The following is a 17,990-nucleotide window of genomic DNA, read 5'->3' as shown; positions in this document are numbered from 1 at the left end:
CGACGAGATACATAGGCAAACTATGTGACGCAATCAAGACGCGCCATTAAACTGGTCAACGCCTACTGTCAAGTCAACTTAAACCACCCCAGCCTTTCGTTGAAGTTAATATCAAGGATGGCATCGAGTAAACCCCTGCTTTCGGTGTACCTGCGCAAACTGTTAATGGCGGTGGCTGACAATAGTTCATTTTGGCCCCTTAGGGTTGCTTTGCCTCAAACCCGCACCCTCGGCACCGGCCCATCGCGCAGCAGCAATTCGGTCACCGCCCACACCAGCGCGTCGAGACGGTCGGGCGAATGGCCCTCGGCCAGTCCGTCCGGCCCGAACGCGCACAATTCGTCCTCGAGTTCGGTAAACATGCCCGCATGTCTCACCCGCCCCTGGGCATAAAGCGCGGCGACCGGTTCGGCGCGCACCCATTTGCCTCTGTTGGCCCGCGCCTCAAGCACCGGCACACTGGCATCGACCTGATGCATGAGGTTTTTGACCAGATCGCCGCCCTGGTTGACCTCGGCGAGGATCGTATCGGCGTCGAACTCATGGAACGCGGCAATCGCCACGCGCGCCCAGCCGACAGGGGTCACCCCCTGCACCGTCCGGTCGGCCAAAACCACCGCTTCGTCCCCGCTCCGTCCGGCAACGATAATCCCGCAGGCGTCCGAATTCTTGCCCCCGGTCACCGGCGGATCGACCGCCACGACGATCCGGGTCAGCCCCGGCACGTCGGCAATCCGCCCCGCCTCGATCTGGCTTCGGTTCCAGAGCGCGCCGGGCATCTCCTCGACCATCTCGCCATCGAGTTCCTGACGTCCGAGCACGGTCTCATTGTACCGCGCCACAATCGCTTCGAGAAACGCCGGCGCCAGATTGTCCCGGTTGGCCCTCGTCTTCATTCGCGTCACCACCGTATTGGGGTCGGCCATCAGGCGCTTTAAAAGCCGCGTCGGTTTGGGCGTCGTGGTCACCATCTGCCTTGGCCGCGCGCCGATCCGCAGTCCGAACTGCAGCATGTCCCACGCCCCCTCGGCCTTGGGCCATTTGGCCAGCTCATCGCACCATGCGGCGGCAAATTGGGGCCCGCGAAACCGTTCGGGATCGTTGGCCGGCATCAGCCAGGCTTCCGCCCCGTTGCGCCAGACGACAACGCCGCGCGCCTTGTCCAGCCGTGGCCGTTCGGACACCGGATACACCGAAATGATCCCCGACACGCCCTCGACCATGATGGCTCGCGCCTCGTGCATGGTTTCCCCGACCAGAGCGATGGGCGAAACCGGGCGTACCCCCGAAACCAGTTCGCGCACCCATTCGGCCCCGGCCCGCGTCTTTCCCGCCCCGCGCCCACCGAGCATGAGCCAGGTCGTCCAATCGCCCTCCGGCGCCCGTTGCATCGGGTGGCCCCAAAGGTCCCAGCAGATCTTGAAATTTTCGAGATCGGAGGCTTCGAGCACCTGCGCGCGCCGCATCATCTCGGCCTTGCGCGCCTTGGTCAGAGGCGGCAGATCAATCTTCGGTTTCAAGCTTGGAAATCCGGTCGATCAGGCGCTCGCGAATGGCTTCGAGTTCGGGGTCCATGCGCACCCGTTTTTTCACCACCTTCTTTTCCGCGGCTTCCAGCGCCGTGATCTTGTCGAGCGCCTTGGTCATGGATTCGAGCATGCGCATTTCGGTTGCACTCATGGGTTCCTCTAAGAGTTTGCGTTCGAGTTGGGTAATCTGGGCCTCGATCAGGCCCAGCATCCGGGCCAGAAGGCTCTGGCGCCGCTGCCGCCCCACCCCGGGCTTGCGCAGCGTCCAGTGCTCCTTGCGCCGGCGGGTATTGAGCTGGTTGAGGGTCAGTCCGTGCGCGGCAGCGACCTGGACAATGGGGGTTTCTGTCTCTTCATACTCCGCCCGCACGGCATCCCAGTCCGGCTCCACCGTCCCGCTCGTCGTCCGATCCATCGCTGTCATGAAAAAGGTCCGGTGAGACCGCCGCACCTGTAACGCGCAAGAACACATGGCATCCCGAGACAAAAGGCGGGATTAGGTGGGATCAGGCGGGAGTGAGTGGGAAGAGCCCCGGATTTAAAGGGCTTTCAAAACCCTGGCCGGGATCACAATCGAGTGGACGGGCAAAATCGGCGCGCAAGATCGAATGGCAAAAAGGCGGGCTATTTGAGGAAGCCCTTGGAGCGGAGGGCATCGGCGGCCAGGTCGCGGATGGCGTCTCCGGCGTCCTTGCGGCCGGCGTGCCTCTGGTAGAGCATTACAGCGTCGTTGAAATCCTTGGCGGCATCCTTGCGCGGTTCGCCCGGCGCGATGGCATTGGCAAGATCGTCGAGTGTTTTCTGTATCGATTTCAGGCGACTACCGTTCTTCCAATCCGACAGGGAATTGAGCAATAGGGCGAGAAAGAGCCCAGAAGAGAATGCGCCGACCAAGCCAATGGTGATCTGAATATCAGACCGCACATTGGTGAAGGCGATGACGGCCACGCCGATGCCGGCGATTATCCCCAGCAGTGAAACTAACCCCATCGATACCCCCAAAAGTCCGGCGAAGCGCCGGACTCGAAAATCCCCGAAAACCGACGTTCTGTCAAATTAAGTCCGGCGATCTAGACCGCGTGACCGATCCATGCGACGCGCCCTGGTATGGTCAGCCGATCAAGCTGCTGGGCGTCGACGATCTCTTTGGGATAAAGCGGGTTGTCGGAGATCAGTTCGATGGTGCCGTCGATGCGGCGATTAAGGCGTTTGACCAGCAAGTCGCCCTCCAGAACGACAACGTAGAGATATCCCGAGCGGAGCTGCTGGCCAGGCGTAAGGTCCACCAGTAGCTGTGCGCCATCCGGAATGGTTGGCAGCATGCTATCACCGGCCGACTTTATCAGGCCACAAAAAGCCGGATTGAGCCCGATATCACGCAGCCAGTCGGTGCGAAACGCTAGCTGGTCGAGGGGCCTTTCCTCAAGCGCGACGAGACCAGTGCCTGCGGACGCAGAGACGGAATAGCGAGGGATGAGGGAGAAGCCAGGCTCTTCTACCGCTAGAGGTCCGCTCGCAGGCTTCGCACCCAGCAGAAGCCACTCAGCATCCACCCCGAGCGTATCGCAAATCTCTGCGATTTCATTCAACCCGAAGGAGCGCTCGCCGCGCTTGTATGCCGTCCAAGTGTTAGGGGCGATCCCTAACGCCTTGGCTAACTCGCCTTCGGTGTTTCCAGGGTTTTTCTCGATGATCCGGTCGATCACCTCGTCATAACTGAAGCCTGTCATAGCGATTGTCATCGCATTATTTTGCGATGGCCCATTGACCTTCGCAATTTATTGCGACAATCTCCCTTCCGTGAGCAGCGCACATGCGCCGCGCCAATGCACAAATCGAACCAAAGAAAAGCGGCCTGTTGCAGCAGTCCGCCTTTCACGAGAGGGAGCCGATGGCCAAGCAGAAGTGGGATCGCCACTCCATCAAGGCGGAATTGCACCGGAGAGAAATGACGCTCACCGGTCTAGCCGAGCTCAACGAGCTCAATCCGAACAGCTTTCGCGGGGTTTGGGCCAGGACGAACAGAAAGGCCGAGGCGGCGATTGCCGAATTCCTTGGTGTTCCTGTCGCCGAGCTCTTCCCGGATCGCTATCCCATTCGGACAACCACAATCCTTTCTAGCAAATACGTTGCCGAGTCTGAAAGCCGCAAGGCGGCCAGGAGCGCGGCATGATGCATTACACCATCAATCTGCGCGACGCCGCTGCCCAGCGCGCCATCGAAGGGCGCACCTCCAGGCTACACGAAAAACTCTCTGCCCACCGGCGGCAACAGGAGGCGATTGCGCTCGGATTGGATCACGGGCCGCTGTTGCCGTTGGCCCTGTCGCCAGCCGAAAGCAAAGAATTGCGGGCCGAAATCAGGACGCTGGCATCATGCGGTCGATAATGTCACGGGCCTGGGCAATGGCGTTGGCGGTCGCGCCAGCTTCCTCGATCTGGACCAGGCGCGTGTATGCCAATTGCCGCAGGCTCTGCCTGTCGAAATCTGGAGAGGTCTTTTCAAGGTGCCGCACCAGTTCGGCAATCATCAATTGCATGGTCCATATGGCACCAGCGTTGGGTGCGACCATCGTCTCCAAAATGGAGACACGGTCATCGAGGGTTTTCCTGGGCATCGTCCACAAGCTCCCTGTTGTGTGGATGGTGGGTCCGGGCCGGCGGTGCAGCGCTTGCCCGGACCAGCGCACCCAAGCAGACGGGCCGAACCGGCACCAGTCAAAAGTGATGCCAATCTCTGGACAGACCAGGGCGCGGAAGGGCGCTCCGGTGTCCAAATATCGGGCCTTCGTTGACAGCCATCCGCTGCACAATCCGCTCGATATCGGGCTGATGGTGCTCTTTGTGTGCGGCACGGTTATCGGCATTTTGCTGGCTGGGGGTGGCGCGTGAGCGATACCCGGGAAATAGAAATCGATCAGATCGATGTCCCGGCGGGCCGGCGCAAGGTCAGCCCAAACTGGGTGGCCGCGCTGGCTGACGACATCGAAGCACACCGCCAGCGGACGCCGATCGAAGTTATCGAGACTGGCGCCCGGTTCCGCCTGGTCTCGGGTGCTCACCGACTGGCGGCGCAAAGGTTGCGCGAGGCGAAAACCATACTGGCCATAGTGCGCGCGGCGGATGCCTATGCCAGCGAGGCTGAGATCAAGCTGGCCGAGATCGCCGAAAACATGATGCGCCGCGAACTGTCGGTGCTCGACAGGGCGGTCGATGTGGCCGCGTGGCGCGAGATTTACGAGGCGGCCAAGGGCGCTGTGAAGCGGGGCGGCACCCGGCGTGTCAAGTCAAAGTCTCCAGTGGAGACTTTGAACCTGGAAGCAGCAGCCGAAGCGTTTGCGGCATCGTTCAAGGAGGCCGCCAGCACGGCCCTGAATCTTTCGGCGCCGACGATCTACCGCTATCTGCAGATCGCCTCGATTGACGGGGCTATCCGCGAGCGCATCGCGCTGCATCCGATGGCGGACAATCGGAGCGAACTGGTGGCACTGGCCACGTCTCCGGCCGACCTGCAGGCGCAGATGGCCGCGCTCATCGTTGCCGGCGATGCCGCCAATGTCGCGCATGCGCTGGCGATCATCGAAGCCAAGCCCAAGCCGGCGCCGCTGAGCAAGTGGGAAAAACTGTCCGACGGATTCTCGCGGCTCAAGCAGAGCGACCAGGAGCGGTTCTTTGCGCTGCATGCGGACGCGATCGAGCTCTGGCTGGCGAAGCGGAGGGGCTGACCACAGTGGCAAAGCGGCGGCGGGATACACAGACACTTGACCTTTTGCGGGACTTCACGCCCGCGCCGATCGTCGAACGGTTCGACGACGAGGCGGTCAAGGCGTTCTCGATCGCCGCGCGGCTGGCCAAGGCGATCACGGCGACGTTTGCCGATGCCGATATGGACCGGCGCCAGCTTGCCCAGGACATGAGCGAGTTCCTGCAAGACGATGTGAGCAAGCACATGCTCGACAAATACGCCTCGTCGTCGGCCGAGCATCAGATTTCGGCGGTGCGGCTGCTGGCGCTGGTGGCGGTGACCGAGGACGTGCGGCCGCTCAACACGCTGCTCAAAGAAGCCGGACTAATCGCGGTGCCGGCCGAATACGAGGCTCTGCTGCGCCGGGAACGGGCACGGGAGCTGAAAGAAAAAATCGAACGCGAAGAACAGATCGCCGACGCCGCCTGGAGGGCGAGCCGCCGATGAAAACGGGTATTGGGGGAAGCATGAAAGAGTGGCTGACGGCGCGGGAGATCGCGGCAGAACGGCTGCCCTACCTGCCAAATGATGAGCGCAATATTCAGCGCTTGGCGGCGCGAGAAAGTTGGAATGAACACCCATCCTTCGTGCGGCCCCGCAAGGCTGTGGGCGGCGGCATGGAGTACCACTACCGCATCCTGCCGACACTGGCGCAGGTTGCTTATGTGCAACGCCATATGACGATTGGCGAAGCGGCTTCGGTCGCCGACGAGGCGGCCAATGATGCCGCGCCATCCCTGACGGCACGGGCCAGCGAAGAGCGTGACGCGCGGCTGGCGATCATCGCAGCATTCGATGCGTTCAGCGCGGGACTGCGTGCCACGCTGATGACGCGGCAGCAAATCTTTTGCGACAAATACGCGATGGGCTCGATCAAGGTCGAGCCCTGGGTGAAAACGCTGGTGCCCTCGCTTTCTAAGCGCAGCCTGTCGCGCTGGATCGCGGCCAAACGGCAAGGCAAGCTCGACGCCCTGGCCGTCGATCGCGGGCAAGCCCGCAAAGGCACCGGCATTCTCGATACGGCCAATGACGGGCGGGTGCGCGCATGGATGCTGGCGCTGGTGGCGCAGCAGCCGTTCCTTTCGGCCAAGCGGGTGCGGGACCTGTGCCGCCACGAATTCGGGGACGAGATCGAGACCGCCAAGGGTCGGGTTGCCATGCCGCCGGTGCGGACCTTTCAACACTGTTTGAAGGGCCTTAAAGCAGAGAACAAGGTTCTCCTGACCAAGATCACCAACCCGGACAAATACCGCTCGATCATGGCGCCGGCCGGGGTGGGCACGCTGCGCCATGTGAGCGAACCCAATCAGCTCTGGCAGATCGATGCGTCACCGGTCGATGCGCTTTGCGTCGACGGCCGGCACTCTCTGTACGCCTGTATCGATATCGCCACGCGGCGGCTGGTCATAACCGTTTCCAAGACCCCGCGCGCCTCGGCAGTGATGCTGATGATCCGCAAGGCGGTTCTGGCGTGGGGCGTGCCCGAAACGATCAAGACCGACAATGGCTCGGATTTCGTGGCGCGCGACACCAAGCGGCTTCTGACATCGCTGGGGATCGAGATCGATCTTTCGGACGCCTATTCGCCGCAGCAAAAGGCACATGTGGAACGGGTCATCAAGACTTTCCAGCATGATTGCGGGCCGCTGTTGCCGGGGTTCGTCGGGCATTCTGTCGAGGATCGCAAGGCGATCGAGAGCCGCAAGAGCTTTGCGGCCCGGCTGGGCGAGAGCGAGAAGGAAACCTTCGGCGTGACCCTAACGGCCGCCGAGCTGCAGCGCCATATCGACGACTGGGTCGAGCTTTCCTATCACCAGGCACCCCATGCCGGGCTGGGCAGAAAGACGCCCGCCCAGGTGGCGATGGCCGCAATGGCCACGGTGCGCAGGGTCGATGCGCGGGCGCTTGACACGCTGCTGATGCCGGTCAAGGGCGACGGGCTGCGCACTGTCACCAAGCTCGGGGTGCGGATCGACGGCTACCACTACCAGAGCGGGCGGCTGTTGCCGGGTGATCAGGTGTTCGTGCGCCACGATCCGCTCGACATGGGCAAGGCCTACGCCTTCTCGGCCGATGGCGCGCAGTTCCTTGCGGAAATCGAATGCGCGGAGCTCTCGGGCATCCATCCCGAAACGTTCCAGAAGGCGGTGCGCGAGCAGCGCTCCGAAACACTGGAAAGGCTGGACAAGGCCGTCAGGCGCGACATGCGCGAAATGGCCAAGGGTCCGTCGATGATCGAAAAGGTCCTGGAGGTCGCGCGACGCGATCAGCCCAATGTCGTGGCCCTTCCCAAACGATCAAGCGAGCATTCGACGCCGCAGATCGCCGCCGCCATCGACGCGCAGACCCGGCATCCGAAATCGAGCGAAGCGAGCGCCGATGTCAAAGCCGAGCAGCAGCGGTTGGCTTCCGAGCTCGATCCCTATGACGACAACGGCGCCTACGAGCGGATTTCGGCGAAGGTGGCTGCCCGGGTCGAAGAGCATCGGGACGCCCGCCGCTCTGCCTTTGACGGCAATGTCGTCGCGATGCCGGAGACGGCGCTGGATCGCTACCGGCGGGCGGTGATCTTCCGCCGCGCCATGGAGGCCAACGAGCCTGTCGACGATCGCGACCTGATCTGGCTCGGCCAGTACGAAACCACAGCAGAATTTCAGGGCCAGCAGGTCATCCACGACGACTACGGGGATGAGTGGCTGGGGCTTTGAAAGCGAAAGGCCCGGTTGCCGCCGAGCCTTTCAATACCAGCGCCGCGTGAGCGGCCTCTAACACACCGAGGAGAATGATGAGCGAATTCAACAATGTCAACAAGGCGGCACCGCTCAGGAATGTTGCGGCCTTCTCGATCCTGATCAAAGAGGTTGTGGAACGCGACCTCGCCTTGCCGGGCATGGCGGTGTTTTCCGGCCCGTCCGGGTACGGAAAGACCAAGGCGGCGATCAAGGGCGCCAATGCCTACCGCGCCGCCTATGTCGAATGCCACCAGCTGACCACGGCCCGGTCGCTGCTCAAATCCATCCTGGAAGAGCTGGGCGTGCAAAAACCCAAGGGCACGGCCACGGACATGCTGGACGAAGCGATCCGGCTGATGGCGGGGGATATCCGCCGCCCCATCATCATCGACGAGGTCCACCACATCGCGCACAAGAAGTTCGTGGACGTGGCGCGCGCCCTGCACGACAAGAGCATGGCGCCGGTGATCCTGATCGGGGAGGAAACGCTTCCCAAACAGCTCGAAGCCTTCGAGCGGGTGCATAACCGCATCCTCTCATGGGTGCAGGCCGAGCCGTGCGACCTTACCGATTTCGCGCATCTGGCGCGGCTGATGTGCCCCGGCGTCTCGATTGCCGGTGATCTGGCCCAGGCGCTGATCGACCGAACACGCGGCAATACGCGCCGCATCGCGGTCAATCTGAGCCAGATCGACCAGCGCGCCAGGCGTGAAAGCCTGGACGCCATCGACCTTGAGGGCTTTGGCGGGGTCGCCGCCATCCGCACGGGCCAGGCCCCGGCCAGGAGGCTTGTCTGATGGCCCGGCGTCCCACCGATGAAATGGTCAGGATCAGCGCGCGGGTGCCGCGCGGCCAAGACGGGTTCTGGCAGATCATTCTCAAACTCGATGCTTGCGGCAATTGGGGCGTCCCCGATGTCGAAGCGCGGACCAATGTCGAGCGCGGCACCGTGAAGGATTTCGTTCTGCGCCTGGTCAAGGGCGGTGTCGCCCGCCATGTGGGCGAGCGTCAGGCCAAATCCCGCAGGAATGTATGGGTGCAACTCTACCGGCTCAACGCCCGCCCCGCCGAGACACCCCGTTTCGATCGGGCGGGAAACCGTCTGCCCGAGCCGACGATCCAGACGCTGTGGCGCACCATGAAGATGGTGAAAATCTTCTCGGTTGCAGAGTTGGCGGACCTTGCCAGCACCGCTGATCGGCGCGTGAGCACTACCACCGCCGGGCGCTATGTCACCCATCTTCATCGCGCCGGGATCATTGTCTCGGACAGCAAGCCGGGCGTTGCGGCCACCTACCGCCTGGTTCGCGACCTGGGCGCCCGAGCCCCGATCATCCTCAAGACGCTGAGCCTTTACGACCCGAACGCGCAAGAGATCGTCGGCCAGGCCGAGGCGCGCGAGGTGCAGCCATGACGCGGCGCGGTTTCAATGGTGACGATCGCAGCATGGCTGACAAGGCGGTGCTGGCCTGGGGCGATGCGCCCGACTGGATCGTCGAGTTGGCGGTGCTTGTCGATCAGGTGGGCCTCAAGGCAGCCGGCGCCAGGGTCGGCTATTCGGCCGGAGCGATCAGCCAGGTCATCAACCGCAAATATGCCGGCGATATCGGGGCGGTCGAACGCGAAGTGCGCGCGGCCGTGCTGGCGCCGACCGTCGAGTGTCCGGTGCTCGATACGATCAGCCGCGAGGACTGCCTCTCCTACCAGGCAAAGCCGTTTTCGAGCGCCTCGGCGCGCTCGGCACTTCTCCACCACGCCTGCAAGACCTGCCCGCATGCGCGGCAGCAGAAAGGGACCAACAATGCGTAAACTTTCCGAACCGTGCGATACGCTCAGCGATCGCATTCTCCTCTTGTCAAACACCTTCCGGGCCGCGCTCGAAAGCGGCGCGGGCCTGCCCTACCAGCAGGCCAAGACGTTCGCCGCGCTGCTCGACGAAAGCTACGAGGACGCGCTGCTGCTCGAAGGCACCGTGCAGGTGCGGACGGGCCGGAGGTCTGCCGAGGTGCTGGCATTTCCGAGCGCGCCACGCTGTGTCGTCGACAATACCGGCGCGGAGGATGGCCAATGAGCAGGATGACCTATCAGCTCTCCGATGGCCTGGCCGCACTGGGTGGCGCGTTCTCGGCCTGCGCCGAAACCGGCGTTCATATGGACACCGTCTCGGTGGGTCGGCTCGTCCTGACGCTGGCCGCTCTGGAGAAGAACGCGCGGCTTTTGGAAAACGAGATTAGCCGGCATCGCTGGAACGAGGCGGCCCGCAGCGAGGTTGCGCTATGCGAGTTCTGATCGATCCCGTCGCCGTGGCGCAAAAAGTGCTGGCCACGCCCAATGGCTGGAGCCGCGCCTCGGTCTTCGACATCAAGGCGCTGGCTGGCTACTGCATCTATCTCGACGAGCGCGAGGCGCATCCCGGGGGAGCCGGTGCCGATTTTCACGGCGGACGGCCAGCACCTTACAGCCTGGCGGCCGTCCGACGCGGTGATCCAGGCGCGGATCGAAGCCGTCGAAACCGTCAAAACCACGTTTCGCGCGCTGGAGAGCGCGCGGTTTTCCGCCCGTGAACGTGCCGCCAGGGACGCCTTCGAAAAGGCGCTCGACCGGCTTTCAAACCACCTTCAAACGGAGATTACCCATGTCGAGCGTTGAGCCCGTCGCCATCCCCGATGGCATCACCGAATTTGCCGGCCGCAAGGTCATGACCGATGCGACCGGGCGGTACACCCCGCTGGAAATGATCAAGCCTGCCGAGCTTCTGCAGGATGAGAGCGTGCGCAAGATCATGGGCTATGCCATTGGCCTGATGCGCCAGATCGAGCGGTTCAAGGCCCATACGATGGCCGACCTTGCCGCGCTCGATAGCCTTCTCGAACAGGATTATGGGCTGGTCAAAAAAGGCAATCGGGGCAAGGGCAACCGGACCTACATGACCTATGACACGCTGTTCAAGGTCAGCGTCCAGGTGGCCGATTACATCGATTTTGGTCCCGAGCTCCATATCGCCAAAGAACTGCTCGACGAGTGCCTCAACGAATGGGCGGCCGAAAGCCGGGCCGAGCTGGCGGCGGTCGTGACGCGGGCCTTCAATACCGACAAGCCCGGCCAGGTGAACCGCTCGGAAATCTTCATGCTGTTGCGCCTGGAGATCGCGGACGAACGCTGGCAGCGCGCCATGCAGGCAATCCGCGAGGCGATGCGGATCGTTGGGTCCAAGGAATATGTCCGCTTCGCCATGCGCGAAAAGCAGGACGACGAATGGACGGCGATCACCATCAACCTGGCCAAGGCATAGGGGGCGATAATGGCAAAGCGTAATCGCAGCCGCTCCGGCGCCCAGATCGAATGCCCGCTGTGCGGGCGCAAGTTGCGCGGTGAAAAGGGTCTCAAGATGCATGTGGCTGCGGAGCATGACCAGCAAGGAGGGCTGACCGAATACGAGCTCAACGTGCTCCGCGCCTTTCGCGCCGACACAATAGGGACCCTCGTGGCCGGCGCCGCGTTGAGCCATGCCTTCGAAGTGTTGTCGGGCTCGGGCTATCTGACGCTCTCGGGGAAGATCACCGAAAAAGGGATGGCGGTTCTGTCATGAAATCGATCGTCGCCAGGGCCGCCGCCATCCTGTGGCGCTCCCGTCAGTTCGATACGGCCGAAATCGCCATGCTGCTCGGTGAGCCCGAGGCGGCGATAGCCTCGGTGGTCTGTGCCCTGGCGACGATCGAGGAAGAGGTTCTCGAAATCGAAGTGATTGAAGCCATGGGAAAGGTGCGGACATGACCGCCATCAAAGCCATACACGCCTCGGCCCGCGCGCTCGGCCTGGACGAAGAGACGCGCCGGGATATCTATCGCAAGGCCACGGGCAAGAGCAGCCTGACGGAAATGAGCCAGGGCGAGCAACTCAAGGTGCTCGATGCGCTTCGGGCCAGCGGCGCCCAGCCGCAACCGAAGGGGCGCAAGGTTCTGACCGGCCCCTACGCCAAAAAACTGCAGGCGCTGTGGATCGCCGGATGGAATTTGGGGATCGTCCGCAATCGCGACGACAAGGCCATGCTGGCGTTCATCGCGCGGCAGACGGGCATATCGAACACGGCGTTTCTGCGCGACAGCGCCGAGGCGCGCAAGGCGGTCGAAGCGCTCAAGAGCTGGCTCGGCCGCGACGGCGGTGTCCGGTGGGGCTCCAGCAACGGCCATGACTTCCTGCAGCACGATCCCGGCAAGGTGGCCTGGGCGCAATGGGTCAAGCTGACCGGCGCCGAGCTGCCCGATACGACCGGGTTCTATCGCGCGGTGCAGGAGCTGGTGCCAGAAGGCCGCTATCCCGGCCGCCCGCTCGGCGCGCTCAAGCCAGCCGACTGGCGGACGGTGATGAATGCGCTGGGCGCGCGCATCCGCCAGGCGCAGACAAAGCATCGCAAGGCGGGATGATGGTCACGTTTCCGGCCGGGATGAGCGAACAGGAACGGGCGTTTGCCGCACGGCAGCACGCGCTGCGCGAGCGGCTGCGCTGGCTCGATCCGCGCTCACGCCGCGCCCGGAAACTGCAAAAGGAGCTGGCTGACATCACCAGGGCGGAGCTGCGCCGTGAAACGGCACCCCAACCCTCGGCCCCGAAAGAGGCGAAACAGCAATGGTGGCAGGAATGAAAAAGCGGGAAGTCCTCGTACACGCAACCGACCATGCCGTTCTGCGCTGGCTGGAGCGCGCCCACGGCATCGATGTCGAAGCGATCCGCGCCCATATCGAGAACGGAGCGGAAACCGGCGCCGCATACGGTGCCGTCGCCGTGCAAATCGAGAACATCAAGCTCGTCCTGCGCGACAACGGTATCGGGCCAGATGGGGACGTGCTGGTGACAGTGGCGGCCGTTTTGCCCAAGGGAAGAATACCCCATGTCTGATACCGCCCAGGTCCCCGCCAATATCGCGCCCTATGTCGATGCGCTCGGGATCGACGACGCCCTGCATTTCATCTTGGCGATGGGCGGGTCCGAGCTCTACCTGCCCAAGCGCAGCACGCCGCGCTCGTTTGCGGCGCGCACGATCGGCACCGAAAAGGTGGACCGGCTTGCCGCCACGCTCGGGCCGGGTTACTACAAGGTGCCCGTGGCGCGGCAATGGTGCGCCAGCGTGCTTTTGGCCAAGGGCTACACCATGGCCGAAATCGCCCGGACGGTGCGCGCCGATTATTCGACGGTGCGCCGCTGGCTCGGCCCCCAGAACAAGCACGAGCAGCTCGACCTGTTCTAGTGCTTAGAGTGGTCGCGTTGCCGAACCGAAAAACCGGGTTCCACTTTTTCTGGCAACGCTCCCTGTCCGCGCAGCTGCGCAGATAAACGCCCATCCCGAAAATTGCGACAGTCGCTCAAACGTCAACGCGGTTTGGGCCACATGTCAGATTTCGTTTCCAATGTTTCGGGCGCCTTCTTTCCCGTCCTTCGGCAGGAGGAAGGCGACGTGCTGCGCACCTATCGGTGTCCGGCCGGCTTTCTCACCATCGGCATGGGGTTGACCAAGGCGTCCGGGGTCGTCGATCCCAAGCCGGGCATGACCATCACGGCCGCGCAGAGCCTTGCCCTGGCGCAACAGGCCATCGCCCGGAATTACGCACCGCGTGTGCGCAAATGGCTTCCGACCCGCAAGCAGCATGTCTTCGACGGCGCCACGCTGTTCGATTACAACACCGGCCGCATTCACAATGCCAGCTGGGTCAAGCTGCTGATCGCGGGTGATTTGAAAGCCGCTCAAAAGAGCTTCAAACAGTGGGTGCGCGGCGGCGGCAAGGTGCTCGGCGGGCTGGTGCGGAGGCGCGATGTCGAGTGGCAGATCATCGAATTCGGCATCTATCCGGCCGCCGGCGCCCGCGCCTCGGCCTTGTCGAGCTATGTCGACCATGCCGCCGACTTCAAGGTGCTGGGCTATGGGTTGGACAAATGGCGGAGCGAGGATGCCGCCATTCGCGCGTTCCAGCGCGACCATGACCTGACCGAGGACGGGATTATCGGCCCGGCCACCCGCGCGGGCCTGACCCGCGCGATGGAAGCCCGGCGCTCCGGCCAGGTCAGCGCCGGAAGTGGCGCGGCCGGCGGCGCCGTAGCCGGTGGCGGCGAGGTTTCGGGCGGGGCGGACTGGCTCGACGCGGTCAGCATCGACACGGCCACCACGATGGTTGTGACCGGTGTGGCCGTGGCGGCGATCGTTTTCGGGCTGACGCTGGCCTGGCGGTATCGCGGGCCGCTCTTTGCCTGGTTGCCCGAGCCGGTCAAGGATTTGACCGAGCGGTTCGGTCTCACCCTGGGGCGGCGGGTGCGGACATGAGCGACATCCTGACGGTTATCACGCTGGTCTATCTTTTGAACGGTCTGCTCTTTGCCCTGGCCGACGCGCGTTATCGCTTCGGCTTTGTGACGCCGGTGGAGCTGGTGGCGATCGTTTTGTTCTGGCCGGTGCTGGCCGTCATCTTTCTGGCTCTCGCCTGGATGGAGGTCCGCGCGGCCCGCCGCCAGCTCCGGGCCGGATTTTTCAAAAGGACTGAGAAATGAGCATTGCAGGGATGCTGCTGCCGATGGCGCTCGATATGGGACTGCCGCTGGTGAGCAAAATACTGGAGGGCAAGATTGGCGCGGGCAATGCGGCGCTGGTCGAAGGCGTGGTGCGCAGTGTGGCCGACAAGGCGGGCGTGACGCCCGAAAGCCTTCCCGAGGTGATCGCGGCCAGCCCCGACACGATCGCGACGGCGCTCGGCGCGGCCGAGGTCATGGCGCCGGAGCTGATCGCTCTTTACGCCCAGGGGTTGGAGCACCAGACGGCGATCATGAAAATGGAGCAGGCGGAGCCCTGGTGGGCGTGGGCCTGGAGGCCGGGCATGATGTATGTCTTTGCGTTCCTGTGGCTGTGGAACCTGGTCATTCTGCACGTCTTCAATGCCTGGCTAAAGATCGCGCTGCCGCCGTCAGACCTGTGGCTGCTGTTCCAGCTCAACGCCCTTTACATGACGCTCTACATGGGTGGTCACACCCTCAAGGACGCCATGACGAAATTCGCCGCCGGGCGGTCCGGAGCCCGGTAATGCACTTTTCCAACCGTGACTATGACCTTGCCGAGGCGCGTTCCGAACAGGAGCGCGCTGCGGGCATCAAGGCTGCGCAGGCAGCGCTCTGCGGCGAAGGTGTCCAAGCATGCGTCGATTGCCTCGATCCCATACCGGAGGCGCGGCGCAAGGCCGTACCGAGTGCCAAGCGCTGCGCGGGTTGCCAGACGAAGAGGGAGCGGGGTCGGTGATTGTTCTTGATGAGCTAACGGCCTGGGTAGGCGCGATCCTGCTGGTCATCAATCTGGCCGTCACGGTCTGGAACTTCATGACTTCCGGGTCCAAGCAGAACGGAAAGAAGATCGACGCGCTCGGCGAAGCGTTGAACAAAAAACTCGATGAAAGCGCGACTGCAACGGCCGCGCGCCTCGACGACATCGACGACAAGATCGCGGGGCAAGACAAGCGCATCGAGATTGCTGAGAACGAAATGCGTCACCTTCCGGATCGCGACGCCGCGCACCGGCTTGAAGTTGCCTTGGAGCGCCTGAGCGGTCGTATCGATACGCTCGACGAGCGGTTGAAACCTGTCGATCAGCTCGGCCGCCGCCTACAGGAGTTTCTGGTTCGCCAGGTGGAGATCAAATGATGACGGATATGAACGAGGTCATCCGCGAGGAAGCGAGGCTGATCGTGCTGCGCGAACTTTTCAAGCAGCCCAATCGGTCGGCAACGTCGACGGCGATCAGGTTGACGCTTCGGAACGGGTTCATGATTTCTCGCGAACGATCATGGGTCGAACAGGAATTCGCATGGCTCGAGCAGATGGGCGCTGTTCGAGTCACCTCGGTGGCGTCAATCAAGATCGCCACGCTCACCGAGCGCGGCATCGAACATCTGGCTCATCACGCCTTTATCCCCGGCATTCTCGTTTCCAGCGAGCCGGTGACCTAAAATGCGCCAGCGCCGCGTCCTGTCATCGCTCGACCTTTTGCCCGAGGAGGCACGCGAGGACGTGCTTTGGGCTATGGCCGAGCTCAATAAGATGGAGCGCTTTCAGAGCGACATCCTGGACGATTTCAACGAGCGGCTCGCGTCGAAGGGGCTCGGCCCAATCTCGAAATCGGCATTCAACCGGCGCGCGGTGCGGCTCAAGAACTGGACGCAAAAGCTGGAAGAAAGGCGGCATCTCTATTCAGGCATTGCCGAACGCCTGACGCCCGAAGAAATCGGCAAGACCGATATCGTGCTCTCAGAGTTCCTCAAGGTCCTGATCGACGAACTGTCGGACGGCGTCACGACGCCGAAAGGAGCGATGGAGCTAGCGCGGGCCTATCGAGACACAGTGACGGCTCAAAAGAGTTCTGCTGATCATCGCCGCCAGATGGAAGCCGAAGCCAGGGCCAAGCTGGAAAAGGCTGTTGGCGAGGTGGCCGGCGAGGTTGAACGCGCGGGCCAGCCCGTGGACGCGGCACAAGTGTTGCGCCTGATCCGCAAGGCCTACGGCATTGAAGAGGACGTGTAACCATGCAGCCTCTTCTCTATGGCTATCAGCAGCGCTGGTTTGCCGACCGATCACGGTTCAAAATGGGCAAGTTTGCCCGCCAGACCGGAAAGACGTTCACCACCACTCTTGAATGTGTCGACGACTGTTTCGAACATGTCGTTAAGAGCAGAAAGACCCGTTGGGTAATCCTTTCTCGTGGCGAACGGCAGGCGCGAGAAGCGATGCACGAGGGCGTGTTTCCCCACGCCAAAGCCTATGGGCTGGCCTTTACCGAAGCGGAGTTCGATTGGATCGGTGACGGTGGGAGCTACCGGGCGCTGGAGGTGGAACTGCCGCACGGATCGAAGATCACCGCACTCCCGGCCAATCCAGATACGGCGCGCGGCTTTTCCTCCAATGTCTTTCTCGATGAGTTCGCCTTTCACAAAGACAGCAATGCGATCTGGAAGGCGCTCTTCCCGGTGATTTCGGCGGGTTGGAAGCTCCGCGTCACATCGACCCCGAACGGTAAGAGCGGCAAGTTTTATGAGTTGGACACGGCCGAGGACGATGCTTGGTCCCGGCATGTGGTCGATATCTACCAGGCTGTTGCCGATGGCTTGCCGCGCGACATCGACGAGCTGCGCGCAGGCATTGCGGATGAGGATGCCTGGGCGCAGGAATACGAGCTGCGCTATCTCGATGAGGCGAGTGCATGGTTAAGCTATGCGTTGATAGCGTCTTGTGAAGACGATGACGCCGGTCATCGCGAAGGTTACCAGGGCGGCCCCTGCTATGTCGGGCGCGACATCGGCCGGCGAAACGATCTGCACGTCATCTATGTGCTGGAGCTCATCGGTGACGTTCTCTGGGAACGAGAGCGGATCGAACAGAAGCGCGCAACCTTTGCCGATATGGATATGGCCTTTGACGACGTAATGACCCGCTACCATGTGGCGCGGGCCTGCATCGATCAAACCGGTATGGGCGAAAAGGTCGTCGAAGACGCCCAGCGCCGCTATGGCGGCCGGATCGAGGGCGTGCTGTTCACCTCGTCGAGCAAGCTGGTCATGGCGACCCAGGGTAAGGAGCGTTTCGAGGACCGTCGGGTGCGCATCAAAGCCGGCGACGTGCCTCTTCGCTCCGACCTTCACAAGCTGCGCAAGATTTCCGGTCCCACCGGAGCTCCGCGCTTTGTGGCGGAACGCGATGACGACCACGCCGACCGCACCTGGGCATTGTTCCTTGGGATCAATGCGGCTGCTGGGATGGACGCTGCCCAATGGCGCCCGCTCTCGCCTGCGGCCGCCCAGGACAAGCCGGCGGCAGAACGCACACTCGACGATGATTGGATACCGGCATGAGCGATTTCAACAAAAGTGCCTTGCGGATTTGTGGTTCCAAATCGCTCACGCCTCAACCCAGGGCGCGCTCCCGAACCGAAAAACCGGCATCCACTTTTTCTGGGAGCGCG

At 62.8% G+C, this 17,990-nt stretch carries 32 protein-coding genes; 27 read left to right on the top strand and 5 right to left on the bottom strand.

Annotation, left to right across the window (positions count from 1 at the left end; all coding sequences use genetic code 11):
* Positions 1–215 precede the first annotated feature (215 nt).
* The 4 genes from KKY_RS03605 to KKY_RS19420 all read right to left on the bottom strand — a co-directional run bounded on the left by KKY_RS03605 (position 216) and on the right by KKY_RS19420 (position 3,271).
* A complete protein-coding gene (locus KKY_RS03605) occupies positions 216–1,469 on the bottom strand; it encodes a DNA-packaging protein (protein ID WP_014129943.1) in 1,254 nt (417 codons plus the stop codon).
* A 34-nt stretch (positions 1,470–1,503) separates the two neighbouring features.
* Entirely contained in the window at positions 1,504–1,953 is a 450-nt protein-coding gene (locus tag KKY_RS03600; protein ID WP_014129942.1) for a hypothetical protein, read from the bottom strand.
* Between the two features lie 200 nt (positions 1,954–2,153).
* Positions 2,154–2,519: a hypothetical protein gene (locus KKY_RS03595; RefSeq protein ID WP_014129941.1), complete on the bottom strand. Its 366-nt coding sequence runs from the start codon at positions 2,517–2,519 to the stop codon at positions 2,154–2,156.
* Between the two features lie 80 nt (positions 2,520–2,599).
* Positions 2,600–3,271, bottom strand: coding sequence for an XRE family transcriptional regulator (locus KKY_RS19420; RefSeq protein WP_050811640.1), 672 nt, complete (start codon positions 3,269–3,271; stop codon positions 2,600–2,602).
* A gap of 71 nt (positions 3,272–3,342) precedes the next feature.
* On the opposite strand from KKY_RS19420, the gene KKY_RS03585 reads away from it, so the two are divergent.
* The gene (locus KKY_RS03585) at positions 3,343–3,702 is read left to right on the top strand and encodes a helix-turn-helix domain-containing protein (protein WP_014129939.1); all 360 of its coding nucleotides are present in this window, start codon (positions 3,343–3,345) and stop codon (positions 3,700–3,702) included.
* Complete coding sequence (locus KKY_RS20245) at positions 3,699–3,917, top strand: hypothetical protein (RefSeq protein ID WP_139304960.1); 219 nt, start codon at positions 3,699–3,701, stop codon at positions 3,915–3,917. Before KKY_RS03585 ends, KKY_RS20245 begins: the two co-directional genes overlap by 4 nt.
* Here the strand turns inward: KKY_RS20245 and KKY_RS03580 are convergent.
* Positions 3,889–4,146 (bottom strand): hypothetical protein, encoded by a 258-nt coding sequence (locus tag KKY_RS03580; RefSeq protein ID WP_014129937.1) that lies wholly within the window; start codon positions 4,144–4,146, stop codon positions 3,889–3,891. The genes KKY_RS20245 and KKY_RS03580 overlap by 29 nt on opposite strands.
* A 151-nt stretch (positions 4,147–4,297) precedes the next feature.
* Here KKY_RS03580 and KKY_RS20940 point away from each other — a divergent pair, with 151 nt between their 5' ends.
* From KKY_RS20940 to KKY_RS03450, 25 genes are all read left to right on the top strand, one after another.
* Positions 4,298–4,420 (top strand): hypothetical protein, encoded by a 123-nt coding sequence (locus tag KKY_RS20940; protein WP_014129936.1) that lies wholly within the window; start codon positions 4,298–4,300, stop codon positions 4,418–4,420.
* Positions 4,417–5,253, top strand: coding sequence for a ParB/RepB/Spo0J family partition protein (locus KKY_RS03570; RefSeq protein WP_014129935.1), 837 nt, complete (start codon positions 4,417–4,419; stop codon positions 5,251–5,253). The genes KKY_RS20940 and KKY_RS03570 overlap by 4 nt, the downstream gene beginning before the upstream one ends.
* Positions 5,254–5,297: 44 nt before the next feature.
* Positions 5,298–5,720, top strand: a complete 423-nt coding sequence (locus tag KKY_RS03565; protein ID WP_244404044.1) for a phage regulatory CII family protein — start codon at positions 5,298–5,300, stop codon at positions 5,718–5,720.
* A 20-nt stretch (positions 5,721–5,740) separates the two neighbouring features.
* Positions 5,741–7,981, top strand: coding sequence for a DDE-type integrase/transposase/recombinase (locus KKY_RS03560; RefSeq protein WP_014129933.1), 2,241 nt, complete (start codon positions 5,741–5,743; stop codon positions 7,979–7,981).
* 77 nt (positions 7,982–8,058) lie between these two features.
* The gene (locus tag KKY_RS03555) at positions 8,059–8,802 is read left to right on the top strand and encodes an AAA family ATPase (protein ID WP_014129932.1); all 744 of its coding nucleotides are present in this window, start codon (positions 8,059–8,061) and stop codon (positions 8,800–8,802) included.
* Positions 8,802–9,419: a hypothetical protein gene (locus KKY_RS19415; RefSeq protein ID WP_014129931.1), complete on the top strand. Its 618-nt coding sequence runs from the start codon at positions 8,802–8,804 to the stop codon at positions 9,417–9,419. Before KKY_RS03555 ends, KKY_RS19415 begins: the two co-directional genes overlap by 1 nt.
* Before the next feature lie 32 nt (positions 9,420–9,451).
* Positions 9,452–9,814: a hypothetical protein gene (locus KKY_RS03540; RefSeq protein WP_041529055.1), complete on the top strand. Its 363-nt coding sequence runs from the start codon at positions 9,452–9,454 to the stop codon at positions 9,812–9,814.
* Positions 9,807–10,076, top strand: coding sequence for a hypothetical protein (locus KKY_RS03535; protein WP_014129929.1), 270 nt, complete (start codon positions 9,807–9,809; stop codon positions 10,074–10,076). The genes KKY_RS03540 and KKY_RS03535 overlap by 8 nt, the downstream gene beginning before the upstream one ends.
* Positions 10,073–10,294: a hypothetical protein gene (locus KKY_RS03530; RefSeq protein WP_014129928.1), complete on the top strand. Its 222-nt coding sequence runs from the start codon at positions 10,073–10,075 to the stop codon at positions 10,292–10,294. Before KKY_RS03535 ends, KKY_RS03530 begins: the two co-directional genes overlap by 4 nt.
* A gap of 135 nt (positions 10,295–10,429) precedes the next feature.
* Positions 10,430–10,654, top strand: a complete 225-nt coding sequence (locus KKY_RS03525) for a hypothetical protein (RefSeq protein ID WP_014129927.1) — start codon at positions 10,430–10,432, stop codon at positions 10,652–10,654.
* Positions 10,641–11,297 carry a DUF3164 family protein gene (locus KKY_RS03520; RefSeq protein ID WP_014129926.1) on the top strand — a complete coding sequence of 219 codons (657 nt, stop codon included), beginning with the start codon at positions 10,641–10,643 and terminating at the stop codon, positions 11,295–11,297. Before KKY_RS03525 ends, KKY_RS03520 begins: the two co-directional genes overlap by 14 nt.
* Before the next feature lie 9 nt (positions 11,298–11,306).
* Complete coding sequence (locus KKY_RS03515) at positions 11,307–11,594, top strand: hypothetical protein (RefSeq protein WP_014129925.1); 288 nt, start codon at positions 11,307–11,309, stop codon at positions 11,592–11,594.
* Complete coding sequence (locus tag KKY_RS03510; RefSeq protein WP_014129924.1) at positions 11,591–11,779, top strand: hypothetical protein; 189 nt, start codon at positions 11,591–11,593, stop codon at positions 11,777–11,779. Before KKY_RS03515 ends, KKY_RS03510 begins: the two co-directional genes overlap by 4 nt.
* A complete protein-coding gene (locus KKY_RS03505) occupies positions 11,776–12,429 on the top strand; it encodes a regulatory protein GemA (protein ID WP_014129923.1) in 654 nt (217 codons plus the stop codon). Before KKY_RS03510 ends, KKY_RS03505 begins: the two co-directional genes overlap by 4 nt.
* Positions 12,426–12,647, top strand: a complete 222-nt coding sequence (locus KKY_RS03500) for a hypothetical protein (protein WP_041528554.1) — start codon at positions 12,426–12,428, stop codon at positions 12,645–12,647. The genes KKY_RS03505 and KKY_RS03500 overlap by 4 nt, the downstream gene beginning before the upstream one ends.
* Entirely contained in the window at positions 12,644–12,901 is a 258-nt protein-coding gene (locus KKY_RS03495; protein ID WP_014129921.1) for a hypothetical protein, read from the top strand. The genes KKY_RS03500 and KKY_RS03495 overlap by 4 nt, the downstream gene beginning before the upstream one ends.
* The gene (locus KKY_RS03490; protein ID WP_014129920.1) at positions 12,894–13,250 is read left to right on the top strand and encodes a helix-turn-helix domain-containing protein; all 357 of its coding nucleotides are present in this window, start codon (positions 12,894–12,896) and stop codon (positions 13,248–13,250) included. Before KKY_RS03495 ends, KKY_RS03490 begins: the two co-directional genes overlap by 8 nt.
* 141 nt (positions 13,251–13,391) lie before the next feature.
* Entirely contained in the window at positions 13,392–14,318 is a 927-nt protein-coding gene (locus tag KKY_RS03485; RefSeq protein ID WP_014129919.1) for a peptidoglycan-binding protein, read from the top strand.
* Complete coding sequence (locus KKY_RS03480; RefSeq protein WP_014129918.1) at positions 14,315–14,542, top strand: hypothetical protein; 228 nt, start codon at positions 14,315–14,317, stop codon at positions 14,540–14,542. The genes KKY_RS03485 and KKY_RS03480 overlap by 4 nt, the downstream gene beginning before the upstream one ends.
* A complete protein-coding gene (locus KKY_RS03475) occupies positions 14,539–15,069 on the top strand; it encodes a hypothetical protein (protein WP_014129917.1) in 531 nt (176 codons plus the stop codon). Before KKY_RS03480 ends, KKY_RS03475 begins: the two co-directional genes overlap by 4 nt.
* Complete coding sequence (locus KKY_RS03470) at positions 15,069–15,281, top strand: TraR/DksA C4-type zinc finger protein (RefSeq protein ID WP_014129916.1); 213 nt, start codon at positions 15,069–15,071, stop codon at positions 15,279–15,281. Before KKY_RS03475 ends, KKY_RS03470 begins: the two co-directional genes overlap by 1 nt.
* Positions 15,278–15,679 (top strand): DUF2730 family protein, encoded by a 402-nt coding sequence (locus KKY_RS19410; RefSeq protein ID WP_014129915.1) that lies wholly within the window; start codon positions 15,278–15,280, stop codon positions 15,677–15,679. Before KKY_RS03470 ends, KKY_RS19410 begins: the two co-directional genes overlap by 4 nt.
* Entirely contained in the window at positions 15,676–15,984 is a 309-nt protein-coding gene (locus tag KKY_RS03460) for a VpaChn25_0724 family phage protein (RefSeq protein WP_014129914.1), read from the top strand. The genes KKY_RS19410 and KKY_RS03460 overlap by 4 nt, the downstream gene beginning before the upstream one ends.
* Position 15,985: 1 nt before the next feature.
* Positions 15,986–16,555, top strand: a complete 570-nt coding sequence (locus KKY_RS03455; protein ID WP_014129913.1) for a DUF3486 family protein — start codon at positions 15,986–15,988, stop codon at positions 16,553–16,555.
* Positions 16,556–16,557: 2 nt separating this feature from the next.
* On the top strand, positions 16,558–17,880 hold the full coding sequence (locus KKY_RS03450) for a terminase large subunit domain-containing protein (protein WP_014129912.1): 1,323 nt from the start codon (positions 16,558–16,560) through the stop codon (positions 17,878–17,880).
* Positions 17,881–17,990 lie beyond the last annotated feature (110 nt).

Origin of the sequence: Pelagibacterium halotolerans B2 (assembly GCF_000230555.1) — a bacterium.
Lineage (GTDB): Bacteria > Pseudomonadota > Alphaproteobacteria > Rhizobiales > Devosiaceae > Pelagibacterium > Pelagibacterium halotolerans.
The sequence above is the reverse complement of the archived record's forward strand: the minus strand, read 5'-3'. Positions and strand labels throughout refer to the sequence as shown.